Genomic DNA, 13,583 nt, shown 5'->3' on the forward strand with positions numbered 1-13,583 from the left:
TCACGGGCGGCGCCCCTGATCCGCCCAGTAGGGCGCGGCGAGGTGCCGCTTGGCGATCTTGCCGTTGTCGTCGCGCGGCAGACCTTCGGTGAAGTGGATGACCTTCGGGATCTTGTACTTGGCGAGCCGGTCGGCGAGGTGGCGGCGCATCGCCTCCATGTCGGGATCGACCCCGGCACAGAGCTCGATATGGGCGGCCATGGATTCGCCGAATTCCGCGTCCGGGATGCCGAACACCGCGCAGTCGCGCACCTCGGCCCGTTCGAGGATGATGCCCTCGATCTCGGCCGGATAGACGTTCACCCCGCCGGTGATGATCATGTCCTTCTTGCAGTCGCGCAGGAAGAGGAAGCCTTCCTCGTCGAGGCAGCCGATGTCGCCGGTCGCGATCAGCCCGTCGCGGTCCAGCTTCGCCCGCTCCTCCGGCCGGTGGCGGTAGGTGAACTCCGGGTAGGAGCCGTTGCGCACCGCGATCTCGCCGGCCTCGCCGGCCGGCAGCGGCGCCCCGTTCTCGCCCAGGACGCGGACGGTGCAGCCCGCCATCGGCCGCCCCACCGATCCCGGCTTGCGCAGATAGTCCTCGCCGGCAAGCAGCGTCACCGGCCCGCTCTCGCTGGCGCCGTAGAACTCCCGCAGCACCGGTCCCCACCAGGCGACCATCGCCTCCTTCACCTCGCGGCTGCACGGCGCCGCGGAATGCGTCACCGCCTCGATGGAGGAGACGTCGCGCGCCGCGCGCTCCTCGGGGTCGAGCCGGAGCAGGCGGATGAACATCACCGGCACCATCAGCAGGTGCGTGATCCGCTCGCGCTCCACCAGTTCCAGCATCCGCCGCTCGTCGAAGCGCGTCTCGACGAACAGCGCGCCGTCCTCGCCCATGGTCCGGATGGCGGTGAAGGCGTAGGACATCGTCATGGAATGGTAGAGCGGGCCGCAGATCAGCGCCTTCATGCCCGGGCGGAAGCCGTAGGTCAGGCACTGCGATTCCGCCATCGCCGCGGCCTGCGCCGGGGTCATCGCCGCGCGGTCGATCGCCTTGGGCGCGCTGGTGGTGCCGGAGGTGTAGATGAGGGCGCCGCGCTGCGGCACCGGCGCCACCTCCCGCGGTTCGCTGCCGGCGAGCAGCGCTTCCCAGGCGATCCAGCCCGGCCCTTCCAGCCCGGCATCGGCGGCGCCCGGCGGCCGGACGGACACCACCGTCACCTCGCTGCCCGCGAGGTGGGAGCGCGCGAGATCCGCGTGCGCCACGGCGCACCGGGCGCCGGAATCGCGCAGCATCACCGCGATCTCGTCCGGCTTGTTGTGCCAGTTCGCCGGCACCGGGTAGGCACCGAGGCGCGAGACGGCCTGCGCCGCCACGAGAAAGGCGGTGTCGTTGCGCAGCAGCAGCAGCACCGCGCTGCCCTCGCCGACCCCGAGGCGCGCAAGGCCGGCCATGGCCCTGGCGACCTGCTCCTCGAAATCGGGAAGCGTGGTCTCGATCCCGGCGACGACGATGCGGCCCATGCCCCGTGACATCCTCCTGCTCCCCGACTACTGCACGCTGATGCCGGTACGGCGGATCAGGTCCGTCCACTGCGCTGCCTCGACGCGGAGTGCGGCGCGCCGGTCAGGCGCCGGCGGCGGGCGCTCCACGCCGAGTGCCGCGAGGCGCGCGGCGATCGCCGGCTCGCCCATCACCGCCTCCAGCTCGGCGGCCAGGCGGTCGGCGATCCCGTCCGGGACAGCCGATCGCGCCAGGATGCTGTGCATGCCGCGCAGCTCGAAGCCGCGGAAGCCGCTCTCGGCGAAGGTCGGCACGTCCGGCAGATGCGTGAACCGCGTCGGGCCGGTCACGGCGAGGGGGCGCAGGCTGCCGGACTGCACCAGCGGGATCGCCTGTGTCCCCTCGATGAAGGAGCAGTCGGTCTGGCCGCCGAGCAGAGAGGAGACGGCGGGCGCACCGCCGCTGAACGGTACGTTGGCCATGGCGATGCCGGCGGCCTGGTTCAGGTACTCGCCGTAGATGTGGCCCGTCGTCGCGACGCCGAAGGAGGCGTGGCTGAGGCTGCGCTGCTTCGCCAGGGCGATGAACTCGGCCAGCGTGCGCGGCCCGTCCGGCCGCACCATGAAGACGAGGGGCGAGACCGCGGCCTGGATGATGCCCTGGAAGTCCGCCACCGGGTCGTAGGAGAGGCGCAGCTTGAGGCCGATCGCCTGGACGTGGGTGGAGGCGGTGAAGAGCAGCGTGTGCCCGTCGGCCGGCGTGCGCAGCACCAGCGAGGCGGCGATGGAGCCGGCCGCGCCGGGCCGGTTGTCCACGATCACCGGCACGCCCCAGCGCTCCGACAGCGCCGGCGCGATCGAGCGGGCGATGGCGTCGGAGGGGCCGCCGGGAGGGAAGGCGACGATGATCTGCACCGGCCGCGCCGGGAAGGCCTCCGCCCGCGCCGGGCGGACCGGCAGCGCGGCGGGCAGCAGGCCGGCGAGGGCGGACCGCAGGAGGGTGCGCTTGCGGAGCAGCATGACCGCCTCAGTTCCCGCCGAACCGCGCCTGGCGCTTCTCGATGAAGGCGGCGATGCCCTCGCGCACATCCTCGGTCGCGAAGGCGAGCTGGTGCGCCCGCGTCTCCAGCCGCAGCGCGGCGTCGAGCGCCATGTCGGCGCCGCTGTTCACCGCCTCCTTGATGAGCTTTGCGGTGAGCGGCGCCATCGCGGCGATCTGAGTGGCCAGCTCGATCGCCCGCGCGTCGCAATTGCCATTGACCACCTCGCAGACCAGGCCCATGCGCAGCGCGTCCTGCGCGCTCACCATGTTGCCGGTCAGCACCATGTACATGGCGTTGTGCTTGCCGACGACGCGCGGCAGCCGCTGCGAGCCGCCGGCGCCGGGCACCAGGCCGAGCTTGATCTCCGGCTGGCCGAAGCGGGCGCGGTCGTTCGCGACGACGATGTCGCACTGCAGCGCGTACTCGCAGCCGCCGCCGAGCGCGAAGCCGTTCACCGCGGCAATGATCGGCTTGGAGAAGGCGGCGATGCCGCGCGTCGTGCTCATCTTCATCACGTCGACGGCCGACATGCCGGCGCGCTCCTTGATGTCGGCGCCGGCGGCGAAGGACTTCTCGCTGCCGGCGAGCACGACGCAGCGCACCTCGGGGTCGGCGTCGAGTCGCGGCAGGGTCGTGTTGATGGACTCGCGCACCTCGGCATTGAGCGCGTTCAGCGCCTCCGGGCGGTTGATCCGGAGCAGCACGACATGCGGTGCGGGATGCTCGACGAGGAGGACGTGGGCGCTCATGCAGCTTCTTCTTTCTCTGAGGGATGTGGCGGCGGACGGGCCACGCGCGGCCCGTCCCGGGTCCGGCGCGCATGACAAGGGGGGAGGGCGGTCGCCGGCCCTAGGGCGGCATGGGAACGGCGCGACGACCGGGCGAGGGGCGCGGCGGCCATGGTCGCCCGCCGCCCCGGCCCGGCTGGCGGCGGGAGGCGCCGGGCCGAACGGCACGGTGCAGGTTCCATCCTGCGGTCATGATGGTGCTCTCTCGCTTTCTTGGTCGGTTTCCTCAGGATGTATTTGGCATATTCGAAACAAATTCGTCAATTACGAAATTCGTCAGTTGCGAAACAGATTCGTCATCGAGGTTCAGGCCCTGCCGCGGCTTGGCGACCGGCGCGGCCGCCTGGCACGGGCGGTCGGCGCCGCCAGGGCGGACTGCCATCCGCCCGCCGACGATCCGCTCCGTTCGACGGCAATCCGTGCCTCGGCGATGACGCGCGGTAGATCGTGGATTCCCGACGGATGCGTGCCGCCATCTCCGTTGGGCTGCCGCTGTCGTGCACCAGCCAGGCTGAATGGCCTCAGCCCGGAGGCCTATCTGCGCCGCGCGCCGGAGCGCATCGCCGACCACCCCGTCAGCTGCGTCGCTGAGCTCCTGCCGTGGAATCCGCCAAACGACGCCGAAGCCTCAGCAACCTGACAGTCGATCCCCGCGTCACCGGACGCTTATGCTCGAACGTGACGCATGCCAGCGCCACCGATCCGGACGCACGCTTCGCCCGCAGGTCGGGTGGGCAGCCCTCCCTCCTGGCCTATGCCGGGCACGTGCTCATGGAGAACCGCTCGGGTCTGGTTCGCCTAGCCTGGCTGACACGGGTCACCGGCACGGCCGAGCGCGGCGCCTCGCTCGGCCTCGTGGACCAGCAGCGCCTGACGGTGCGGCGGCGGATCACGCTCGGGGCCGACGAGAACTACGATGCCCGCGCGCATGCAGCAGGGCTGCGCACCAGAGGCGTCAGCAGCTTGCTGGATGTTCCTAGCCGAACCCAGGTCGTCCACGCCTGTAGCCCAGGCTCGCCGATGCGGCCTCTCCGGCGGCGCGCAGGCACATCGCGGTCGGCCCGCCCGGCGCGATGTCGATATGGCCGGCAGCACCGAGTGTGGTCATCGCCGCCGCGAGGTCGCCCGAGTGGTCAAGGACTGGGACGGAGAGCGCAGCGAAGCCGGCGTTCAGCAAGCCATCGGTGATGGCGATGCCCCGGGCCCTCACCTGCTCAATCTCAGACCGCAAGGCCGGTTTCGCGGGCCCCGCCTCCGGAAGGAAGGCCAAGAAGATCCGGCCGGAGGCGGAGCGGTCCAGCGGCAGCGCGAAGCCGAGACGGATCGCGAGCGACACGCCGCGCCGCCCGTCCAGGCGCGACACGATGACCGGCGACTGCCCCGACCACACGGAGAGGTGCACCGCCTCGCCCGTCTCATCGCGGAAGCGGCGCATGGCATCCAGCGCGGCGTCCCGCACGTCGAGCCGCCCGAGGGCGGCAAGCCCGAGGGAGAGGGCGCGAGGCCCGAGGTCGTAGTGCCCGCCCTCCACCTCCTGGGTCACCAGGCCGACGGCCCGTAGGCTGGCGAGGTAAGCGTGCGCCCGGCTCGCCGGCATGCCGGCGGCTATCGCCAGATCCTTCAGGGGGAGGGGCCCGCCGGCGGCTTCGAGCGCCTCGACGAGGCGGAACCCGATCACGACGGACTGGACGGACCGCTTCTCTTGCCCGGCCTCCTGATTGGCCTCGTCCTGATCGGTTCGTCGCTTCGCCATGCCGCATGAAGAGGACAGGCGGTGCCCCCCGTCAATTCGGCGCGCCGAACCGCGCCGGCGCAAGGGCATGAATTCGCTATTGACGAATTAAGTTCGCTATTTTAATCGGAGGGCAAGTTGCGCTGCGGCGGCGATCCCGGATCGACAGCCCGGCGGAAGTAGGGGGAGGGCAGGCACCGTCATGAGGTCGATCACGCGGCGAGGCCGGGGATGCTCACCTACGTCGGCGTGCAGCTGCAGGCGCGCCAGCAGTTCCAGAACAACCGGAAGAGCCCGGCCCCGCCCCCGATCTCGCGGGACTGGATCTTCGAGCACGACGTGACGCGGGAGCAGCCGGCACCGCGCGCGGCGTGAGGCCGTCCCGTGCCAGCCAAGGAGAAGGCGCCTCGATGAACAACGTGCAGGCGAAGCCGCGGGTCCTGATCGCGGGCGGAGGGATCGGCGGCCTGTCGGCCGCGCTCGCCCTGCTGCGCCGTGGCCACGCGGTGGAGATCTACGAGCAGGCGCCGGAACTGCGGGAGGTGGGCGCCGGCGTCCAGATCAGCCCCAACGGCACCCGCGCGCTCCACGAGCTCGGGGTGGGGGAGGCGGTGACGGCGCTCTCCTGCGAGGCGTCGGGCAAGGAGATCCGCCTCTGGAGCACGGGCGAGACCTGGTCGCCCTTCGACATCGGCGGCGAATCGGTGTCGCGCTACGGCTTCCCCTACCTCACCGTCTACCGGCCGGACCTCCTCGCGGCGCTGGTGGAGGCGGTGCGCCGCCTCGATCCCGGAGCGCTCCGGCTCGGCGCGCGGGCGGAGGGCTTCGAGCAGGACGCGGAGGGCGTCACGCTGCGCCTGGCCGACGGGCGCAGCGCGCGCGGCAGCGCGCTGGTGGGCGCGGACGGCATCCACTCGCGCATCCGCCACCAGCTCTTTGGCGACGAGGCGCCGCGCTTCACGGGGCTCGTCGCCTGGCGCGGCGTGATCCCGATGGAGCGCCTGCCCGCCCACATGAAGCGACCGGCCAGCACCAACTGGGTCGGGCCGGGTCGCCACGTCGTGCAGTACCCCCTCCGCAACTTCGCGTTGATGAATTTCGTCGGCATCGTCGAGCGTGACGACTGGCGGGTGGAGTCCTGGACCACGCAGGGCAGCACGGAGGAGTGCGCGGCCGACTTTGAGGGCTGGCACGGGGACGTGCAGGCGATGATCCGCAGCATCGACACGCCCTACAAGTGGGCGCTGATGGCCCGCTCGCCGCTGGAGCGGTGGTCCGAGGGGCGGGTGACGCTGCTCGGCGACGCCTGCCACCCGACGCTCCCCTTCCTTGCCCAGGGCGCCGTGCAGTCGATCGAGGACGGCGTGGTTCTCGCGCGCGCCCTGGAAGCCGCCGGCGACGACGTGACGGAGGGCCTCTCCCGCTACGAGGACGCACGCCGGGAGCGAACCGCGCGGATGGTGCGCGGCTCAGAGGAGAACACGAAGCGCTTCCACAACCCCGCCCTCGCCGAGGCGGAGGGCGCGGCGGCGTATGTCGGCCGGGAATGGCAGCCCGACCGCGTGCGCGAGCGCTACGACTGGCTGTTCCGCTACGACGCCACGGCGGTGCCGGTCTGAGAAGGGGCGGCCCGGCGCGGAGGCCGGGTCCCCGCGCCGCGGCGCGCGAGAACGGAGGAAACGAGAGATGACCCATCGCCGGTCCCTGCTGGGCGCGGCCGCCCTGCTGCCGCTGGCGCGCGCGGCCGGCGCGCAGGGCGCCTACCCGTCCCGTCCCGTCACGGTGATCAACCCCTTCGCGCCGGGCGGGCAGTCGGACCCGGTGGGGCGCCTGGTCAACCTCCAGCTCCAGCGGGCCCTGGGCCAACCCTTCGTGCTCGACAACCGCCTTGGCGCGGGAAGCACCATCGGCGCGCAGTACGTCGCCCGCGCGGAGCCGGACGGCTACACGCTGCTGCTCGGCACGACGAGCACCTACGTCATCGCCCCTTACGTGTACCGCCCGCAGCCCTACGACCCGCTGACCGCCTTCGCCCCCGTCGCCGCGCTGTCGGAGGCGCCGACGATCCTCGTGGCGAGCCCGCGGCGCGGCATCCGGAGCCTGGAGGCGATGGTGCGGCTGGCGAAGGAGAAGCCGGGTGAGGTGACCGTCGCCTCGGCAGGGAACGGCAGCTTCCCGCACGTCTTTGCCGAGCTCTTCATGGCCCGTGCGGGCGTGCGTCTGACCCACGTTCCCTACCGCGGCGGCTCGCTCGCGATGAACGACGTGGTGGCGGGGCAGGTGGACCTGTTCTTCGAGGTGGTGGCGGCCGCCGCGCCGCAGGTGCAGTCGGGGCGCGTGACGGCCCTTCTCGCCAGCGGCGCCGCCCGCTCCCCCCTGTTGCCGGAGGTGCCCTGCGCCGTGGAACTTGGCCTGCCCGAACTCGACCTCACCTCCTGGGTCGGGCTCGCGGCACCCGCCGGCACGCCGCCCGCGATCGTCGCGGCGCTGAACCGGGAGGCGAACGCGGCGCTGCGCACGGAGGAGATGGGGGGGCTGATGGCGCGCCTCGGGATCGGCCCTGTCGGCGGCACCCCAGCCGCGATGGGCGAGAGGATCGCGCGGGAGGCCGGCCTTTACCGCAAGATGATCGAGAGCACGGGGATCACGGTGGAATGAGGCGCGTGGGCGGGGCCGTCCCGCGGCCTCCAATCCGGTGCGTCCTCCTCCAGTAAGCCGGCGCCGCGGCGGCAGAGCGCGTCGAGGGCGCGGGCGACGTCCGGAAGGGGGATCGCTCCCTGTCCGCCAGCCGGATGACGGCGCGGCTGGTGCGCCAGTGGCCGTGTGGCGTGGCGTCGACCAGGCGCTCACGTCCGGGTCCCCGGCCGTAGCGACGGGTCATGTTCGCGGCAGCACCGGTCTCATCCAGAATGACGACACGCTCGGGGTGCATGGTGCGCTGCCAGACGCGTCACAGCAGTGCTCCGCCATGGCCCCCGTCAATGGCCGGCGGCCCCGCTGGCGGATGGGCCGCCCGGGGATGTTGGCGGTGTCACTCCCGACCATGTCTCCGCCCAGCGGCCTGGGGCGGCGCGGGCCAGGGGACTTGCCGCCCTGATCGTTACCCACAACCTGGGACGGTGCCGCAGATGAACCGGGGAGGACGACGCTGCGCGAGGCCCACTGAAGCCGGTCTGACGTGACACGCTCCGCACGGGGTCCGCGGATGGCGGGGCCCCGTGCCCGCCCGGCGGGACGGCCATCCGGCGCCGGCTTCGTTCCACGCTCGGGAACCGTGCCGCCTCGGTTGAGACGGAGGTCGCCGTCGCCTATGATGTAACGGCCGGCTTGCCACTGTCACCGCTGCGTCACGGGATGGCCGGTGGGGCTCCGTTGCCCGCCCAGCCCGCGCGCCTTCCCTCGCGAGGTCGCCCATGCCCGGTCCCGTTCCGGCCCCCCACCCGACGCCGGCCCGCCGGCCCGCCGGCGTGGCCGGGGTCGCCCCGCCCGCGTCCCGGCGGTCCGTGCTGCTGGGGCTGCTCGCCGCGCTGCCGGCGGCACGGCGGGCCGCGGCGGCACCGCAGGAGGCGCTGCCGGAGCCGGGCGGGCGGGTCCTGCTGAGCCTGATGGGCAATATCGCCGTCACCAACCGCAACGGCCGTGCCGATTTCGACCGGGACATGCTGCGGGCCCTGGGCCAGAGGCAGCTCAGCACCCCGACGGCCTGGACCGATGGCATCAAGCAGTTCGAGGGCGTGCTGGCCCGCGCGGTGCTGGAACGGGTCGGCGCGCAGGGCGGCGTGGTCCGGGCCCGGGCGGTCAACGACTACATGATCGACATCCCCCGCCAGGATTTCGAGCGCTACGACGTCCTGCTGGCCTACCGGATGGACGGGCGCGACCTGACCACCCGCGACAAGGGGCCGCTCTGGATCGTCTATCCGCGCTCGGAGCACCCCGAGCTGGACGACGCCCAGTACAACTCCCGCTGGGTCTGGCAGCTGCGCAGCCTGGAGGTCAGGTGAACCTCCCGCCCGCCCTGGTCCGGCGGCGGGCCTCCTTCCTCGCCCTCGGGGCGGTGATCGCCTTCATCCTGTTCTTCGTCATGGCCGGGCTGCGGCTCATCGAGGTCGAGCGCAACGTCCAGACCCGCCTGGGCGAGAGCGTGCTGTGGTTCGTCAGCCAGGCCCAGGTCGAGACGGCGCGGATGCTCGACACCGTCACCCGCCGCTATGCCGACGATCCGGAGGTGGACGAGGAAGAGGTGATGCTGCGTTTCGACGTGCTGGTCAGCCGGCTCTCCGTGCTGGAATCCGGCACGGTGCGGGAGCGGCTGGAGGATCTCGGCGAGGCGACGGAGCTGGACCGGCGGATCGGCCCGGTGGTCTGGCTTGCCTCCCTGGCGGAGACCCTCACCCCCGGCGATCGCGACGCGGTCAACGCCCTGCGCGGTGCGCTGGCACCCCTTTTGATGCAGCTGCGCGACACGGCCAACCGCTCCGTCCTGGCCGATCGCGAGCAGCGCCTGCTGCTGCGGGACGGCCGCCGCCGGGCGATGCTGGAGTTCGTGGTCTTCGGCTCGGGCATCGCCGGCATGGGCGTGCTGCTGATCGTGCTGCTGGTCCAGGGCCGGGTGGCGGCGCGACGGGCGGAGATCTCGCTGGAGCGGGAGCGCGACCTGGGCCGGCTGTACCGCGGCTTCGTCTCGGTCGTCTCGCACCAGTTCCGCACGCCGCTGGCCATCATCGACGGCAGCGCCCAGCGCATGGCCCGGCGCGGCACGGCCATGGACGCGCAGGAGCTGGCGGAACGCACCGCCAAGATCCGCGATGCCTCCCGCCGCATGGTACGGCTGATGGAGAGCACCCTGAACGCCGCGCGGCTGGAGGCGGGGGAGATCACGCTGAACCCGCGCCCCTGCGAGCCGGCCGTGCTGGTGCGCGAGATCTGCGCCTCCCAGACGGAGCTGGACGGCAAGGCGCGGCTGGAGCTTGACCTCGCGGGCCTGCCGCCTGTCCTGCCCTGCGACGTGACCCTGGTCGAGCAGGCCATCGCCAACCTCGTCTCCAACGCGGTGAAGTACTCGCCTCCGGGCTCGCCGGTGGTCGTCACGGGCGGCAGCACCGTCGGCGGCGGTATGGTGCTGCGGGTCCGGGACCATGGCGTCGGAATCCCGGCCGGGGAGCTTCCGCGCCTGTTCGACCGCTTCTATCGTGCCAGCACGGCGCGGAACGTGCCGGGCACGGGGATCGGCCTGGCCTTCGCGCGGCAGGTGGCGCGGCTGCACGGTGGGGACATCACCGTGGAGAGCCGGGAAGGCGAGGGCTCCACCTTCACCCTGCGGCTCGAGCCGGTCGGCGACCCCGCCCGGTCCGGGGCCGCCAAACGTTCGTTGGGATGGTTGCGATGGGCCGCCTGATCCTGTGCGTGGAGGACGAGGCGGACCTGCGCGCCGACCTGGCCGAGGAGCTGGAGGCCGCCGGCTACGTGGTGGCGCAGGCGGAGGACGGCCGCGAGGCACTGGCCCTGCTGGCAGATCGTGCCCCCGACCTGGTGCTCTGCGACATCACCATGCCGGGCATGGACGGCTTCGAACTGCTGCGCCGGCTGCGGGCGGAGCGGCCCGACCTGGCGGACATCCCCTTCGTCTTCCTCACCGCCCTGGCCGACCGGGCGGACATGCTGGCGGGGCGCGAGGCCGGGGCGGACGACTACCTGGTCAAGCCGATCGACTTCGACCTGATGCTGGCCACCGTCGCCTCCCGGCTGCGGCAGGTGGACCGGATGCGGGAAAAGGCGGACCGGCAGATCGAGGAGGTGCGCGCCGCCTTCGCGGGCCTCGCCACCCAGGGTGGCGCCGCCCCGCCCCCGGGCAGCGAGGCGGCCGCCCGGGCGCTGAACCACGTCGCCCTGGGCGTGCTGCTGCTGGATGCGGAGGGCGAGGTGACCTTCGCCAACCGCACCGCCACGGCCATCCTGGAGCAGAAGGACGGGTTGACCCTGTCCAACCGCCGGCTGCGCGGCGCCAATGCGGAGCAGAACAAGGCGCTGCGGGAGCTGGTGGACGCCGTCCACCGCCGCCAGGGCTCGCCCGAGAATGCCGCCCTGTCGCTGCCCCGGCCCTCCGGCGCCCGGCCGCTGGCGATCCTCGCCTGCGCCCTGGGAACGGCGCCGGAGGCGGGCGTGGCGCTCTTCGTCTCCGATGCGGAGCGCCGGCCGCGCATGCCGCCCGAGGTGGCGGCGCGCCTCTACGGCCTGACCCCGGCGGAGGTGCGCCTCGCCCTGGCCCTGGCGGAAGGCCAGCGCCTGGACGAGATCGCCGCGGAATCCGGCCTGTCGCGCAATACCCTCGCCTCCACCCTGCGCAGCATCTTCCGCAAGACGGAGACGGACCGGCAGGCCGACCTGGTCAGCCTGTTCCTGGCGAACCCGGTGTCCCTCAGCGACGGCTGAGGCCGCGTCACCCCGCCGGGCGTTCCGCCATGACGATGTAGTTGACGGACAGGTCGCGCGTTTCCCGCCAGCGTCCCGATCCCGGGTGGAAGCCCATCCCCGCGATGTCGCGCACCAGCAGCCCGGCGCGGCGCAGCCCGGCGCCCAGCTCGGCCGGGGTGACGAACATCCGCCAGTCATGCGTCCCGCGCGGCAGCAGGCGGAGCACGTATTCCGCCCCGAGCTTGGCCATCAGGAAGGAGCGCGGCGTCCGGTTCAGGGTGGAGAGGAAGACGCAGCCGCCGGGGGCGGTCCGTGCCGCCAGCGCCGCCAGGAAGGCGGAGCGGTCGGAGACATGCTCGATCACCTCCAGTGCGACGACCGCGTCCCAGGTCCCGTCCAGCGTCTCCGCCAGCCCCTCGCGGTAGTCGATCGCCAGCCCCTCGGCCGCCGCATGGGCGCGGGCGACGGAAAGGGCCTCGCCGGCGGCGTCGATCCCCGTGACGGCCGCGCCGCGCCGGGCCAGGGCCTCGCTGGCCAGTCCCGCGCCGCAGCCGACGTCGAGCACCCGCAGCCCGGCCAGGCTCCCTCCGAGGCGCCCGGTGGCGCGGGCCAGGCGCTCGGCGATCCAGCCGGTGCGGAGCGGGTTCATGGCGTGCAGCGGCCGCATCGGCCCGGCCGGGTCCCACCAGCGGGCGGCCAGGGCGTCGAATTTCCGGATCTCATCGGCGCGGACGGTGCCGGACATGGCGGGGTACTCCCGGAAGGGGCTGGGCAGGGCCGGGTCCGGGCCCCGATTCCGGCCAAGGTTGCGGCCGGCGGCGTCGCTCTGTATCTGTCCCGCCCCTCCACGGCGCGCAACCGGCGCGCCCTCAACCGGATAAGTCACCGGCGCTCATGGCCCGCATCGTGATGAAGTTCGGCGGCACCTCCGTCGCCGACCTGGACCGTATCCGCAACGTCGCCCGCCGCGTGAAGCGCGAGGTGAAGGCCGGCCACGAGGTGGCCGTGGTCGTCTCCGCCATGTCCGGGGTGACGAACCAGCTCGTGAAATGGTGCACGGACCTGTCGCCCCTGCACGACGCGCGGGAATACGACACGGTGGTCGCGACCGGCGAGCAGGTGACGACGGGGCTGACCGCCATCGCGTTGCAGGCGGAGGGGGTGGATGCCCGCTCCTGGCAGGGCTGGCAGGTGCCGGTCCGCACCGACGGCGCGCACGGCAAGGCGCGGGTGGAGGAGATCGACGGCTCGGCGCTGATCGAGCGGATGCAGGCCGGCCAGGTGCCGGTGATCGCGGGCTTCCAGGGCATCGGGCCGCGGGAGCGGATCACCACGCTGGGCCGCGGCGGCTCCGACCTCTCGGCGGTGGCGGTGGCGGCGGCGGTGAAGGCCGACCGCTGCGACATCTACACGGACGTGGACGGCATCTACACGACCGACCCGCGCATCGTGCCCCGCGCCCGCAAGCTGGAGCGCGTGGCCTTCGAGGAAATGCTGGAACTTGCCTCGGTCGGGGCCAAGGTGCTGCAGACCCGCTCGGTCGAGCTGGCGATGAAGCAGAAGGTGCGGGTGCAGGTGCTGTCCTCCTTCGAGGACAAGCCGGGCTCCCTGGTGGTGGACGAGGACGAGATCGTGGAACAGCCGCTGGTGACGGGCGTCGCCTATTCCCGGGACGAGGCCAAGGTGACGCTGCGCCGCCTGCCGGACCGGCCGGGCATCGCCGCCCATATCTTCGGGCCGCTGGCCGCGGCGAACGTGAACGTGGACATGATCGTGCAGATCCTGGGCGCGGACGGCACGACGGACATGACCTTCACCGTCGCCAAGACGGACCTCCCGCGCGCGCGGGAGGTGCTGGAGGGGGCGAAGGGCGAGATCGGCTTCGACGCCATCCTGACCGACACGGAGGTCGCCAAGATCTCCATCGTGGGCATCGGCATGCGCAGCCATGCGGGCGTGGCCGCGACGATGTTCCGGACCCTGGCCGAGAAGAACATCAACATCCAGGTCATCTCCACCAGCGAGATCAAGACCAGCGTGCTGATCGGGCTGGAGTACACGGAGCTGGCGGTGCGCGCGCTGCACACCGCCTATGGCCTCGACGGCCCGGAGAAGGGCTGA

12 protein-coding genes and 1 pseudogene are annotated in these 13,583 nt (G+C 72.5%); 8 read left to right on the forward strand and 5 right to left on the reverse strand.

Annotated elements, in window-relative coordinates:
* From LPC08_RS05595 to LPC08_RS05605, 3 genes are read right to left on the reverse strand one after another with little or no spacing between them, the layout of a single operon-like run.
* Entirely contained in the window at nucleotides 1–1,506 is a 1,506-nt protein-coding gene (locus tag LPC08_RS05595; RefSeq protein ID WP_230451736.1) for an AMP-binding protein, read from the reverse strand.
* Between the two features lie 27 nt (nucleotides 1,507–1,533).
* On the reverse strand, nucleotides 1,534–2,505 hold the full coding sequence (locus LPC08_RS05600) for a Bug family tripartite tricarboxylate transporter substrate binding protein (protein WP_230451737.1): 972 nt from the start codon (nucleotides 2,503–2,505) through the stop codon (nucleotides 1,534–1,536).
* Between the two features lie 7 nt (nucleotides 2,506–2,512).
* On the reverse strand, nucleotides 2,513–3,277 hold the full coding sequence (locus tag LPC08_RS05605) for an enoyl-CoA hydratase-related protein (RefSeq protein ID WP_230451738.1): 765 nt from the start codon (nucleotides 3,275–3,277) through the stop codon (nucleotides 2,513–2,515).
* A gap of 544 nt (nucleotides 3,278–3,821) precedes the next feature.
* Here LPC08_RS05605 and LPC08_RS05610 point away from each other — a divergent pair.
* A pseudogene (locus LPC08_RS05610) lies at nucleotides 3,822–3,956 on the forward strand (transposase domain-containing protein); the annotation flags it as partial.
* Between the two features lie 336 nt (nucleotides 3,957–4,292).
* Here the strand turns inward: LPC08_RS05610 and LPC08_RS05620 are convergent.
* Entirely contained in the window at nucleotides 4,293–5,069 is a 777-nt protein-coding gene (locus LPC08_RS05620) for an IclR family transcriptional regulator (protein WP_230451739.1), read from the reverse strand.
* Nucleotides 5,070–5,279: 210 nt separating this feature from the next.
* Between LPC08_RS05620 and LPC08_RS05625 the strand changes: the two genes are divergently transcribed.
* From LPC08_RS05625 to LPC08_RS05650, 6 genes are all read left to right on the forward strand, one after another.
* A complete protein-coding gene (locus tag LPC08_RS05625) occupies nucleotides 5,280–5,423 on the forward strand; it encodes a hypothetical protein (protein ID WP_230451740.1) in 144 nt (47 codons plus the stop codon).
* A 35-nt stretch (nucleotides 5,424–5,458) separates the two neighbouring features.
* Nucleotides 5,459–6,667, forward strand: coding sequence for an FAD-dependent monooxygenase (locus LPC08_RS05630; protein ID WP_230451741.1), 1,209 nt, complete (start codon nucleotides 5,459–5,461; stop codon nucleotides 6,665–6,667).
* 67 nt (nucleotides 6,668–6,734) lie between these two features.
* Nucleotides 6,735–7,706 carry a Bug family tripartite tricarboxylate transporter substrate binding protein gene (locus tag LPC08_RS05635; protein ID WP_230451742.1) on the forward strand — a complete coding sequence of 324 codons (972 nt, stop codon included), beginning with the start codon at nucleotides 6,735–6,737 and terminating at the stop codon, nucleotides 7,704–7,706.
* 755 nt (nucleotides 7,707–8,461) lie between these two features.
* A complete protein-coding gene (locus LPC08_RS05640; RefSeq protein ID WP_230451743.1) occupies nucleotides 8,462–9,052 on the forward strand; it encodes a putative pterin-binding protein in 591 nt (196 codons plus the stop codon).
* A complete protein-coding gene (locus LPC08_RS05645; RefSeq protein WP_230451744.1) occupies nucleotides 9,049–10,446 on the forward strand; it encodes a sensor histidine kinase in 1,398 nt (465 codons plus the stop codon). Before LPC08_RS05640 ends, LPC08_RS05645 begins: the two co-directional genes overlap by 4 nt.
* Nucleotides 10,434–11,480 carry a response regulator gene (locus LPC08_RS05650; protein ID WP_230451745.1) on the forward strand — a complete coding sequence of 349 codons (1,047 nt, stop codon included), beginning with the start codon at nucleotides 10,434–10,436 and terminating at the stop codon, nucleotides 11,478–11,480. The genes LPC08_RS05645 and LPC08_RS05650 overlap by 13 nt, the downstream gene beginning before the upstream one ends.
* Nucleotides 11,481–11,487: 7 nt before the next feature.
* Here the strand turns inward: LPC08_RS05650 and ubiG are convergent, their stop codons facing one another.
* Nucleotides 11,488–12,207 carry a bifunctional 2-polyprenyl-6-hydroxyphenol methylase/3-demethylubiquinol 3-O-methyltransferase UbiG gene (ubiG, locus tag LPC08_RS05655; RefSeq protein ID WP_230451746.1) on the reverse strand — a complete coding sequence of 240 codons (720 nt, stop codon included), beginning with the start codon at nucleotides 12,205–12,207 and terminating at the stop codon, nucleotides 11,488–11,490.
* Between the two features lie 149 nt (nucleotides 12,208–12,356).
* On the opposite strand from ubiG, the gene LPC08_RS05660 reads away from it, so the two are divergent.
* On the forward strand, nucleotides 12,357–13,583 hold the full coding sequence (locus LPC08_RS05660; protein ID WP_230451747.1) for an aspartate kinase: 1,227 nt from the start codon (nucleotides 12,357–12,359) through the stop codon (nucleotides 13,581–13,583).

It is taken from the genome of Roseomonas sp. OT10 (assembly GCF_020991085.1).
GTDB classification, from domain to species: Bacteria; Pseudomonadota; Alphaproteobacteria; order Acetobacterales; family Acetobacteraceae; genus Roseomonas; species Roseomonas cutis.

Coding starts and splice junctions, on each gene's coding strand:
- LPC08_RS05595 (WP_230451736.1), bottom strand. CDS start 1,506: ATGGGCCGCATCGTCGTCGCCGGGATCGAGACCACGCTTCCCGATTTC.
- LPC08_RS05600 (WP_230451737.1), bottom strand. CDS start 2,505: ATGCTGCTCCGCAAGCGCACCCTCCTGCGGTCCGCCCTCGCCGGCCTG.
- LPC08_RS05605 (WP_230451738.1), bottom strand. CDS start 3,277: ATGAGCGCCCACGTCCTCCTCGTCGAGCATCCCGCACCGCATGTCGTG.
- LPC08_RS05620 (WP_230451739.1), bottom strand. CDS start 5,069: ATGGCGAAGCGACGAACCGATCAGGACGAGGCCAATCAGGAGGCCGGG.
- LPC08_RS05625 (WP_230451740.1), top strand. CDS start 5,280: ATGCTCACCTACGTCGGCGTGCAGCTGCAGGCGCGCCAGCAGTTCCAG.
- LPC08_RS05630 (WP_230451741.1), top strand. CDS start 5,459: ATGAACAACGTGCAGGCGAAGCCGCGGGTCCTGATCGCGGGCGGAGGG.
- LPC08_RS05635 (WP_230451742.1), top strand. CDS start 6,735: ATGACCCATCGCCGGTCCCTGCTGGGCGCGGCCGCCCTGCTGCCGCTG.
- LPC08_RS05640 (WP_230451743.1), top strand. CDS start 8,462: ATGCCCGGTCCCGTTCCGGCCCCCCACCCGACGCCGGCCCGCCGGCCC.
- LPC08_RS05650 (WP_230451745.1), top strand. CDS start 10,434: ATGGGCCGCCTGATCCTGTGCGTGGAGGACGAGGCGGACCTGCGCGCC.
- ubiG (WP_230451746.1), bottom strand. CDS start 12,207: ATGTCCGGCACCGTCCGCGCCGATGAGATCCGGAAATTCGACGCCCTG.
- LPC08_RS05660 (WP_230451747.1), top strand. CDS start 12,357: ATGGCCCGCATCGTGATGAAGTTCGGCGGCACCTCCGTCGCCGACCTG.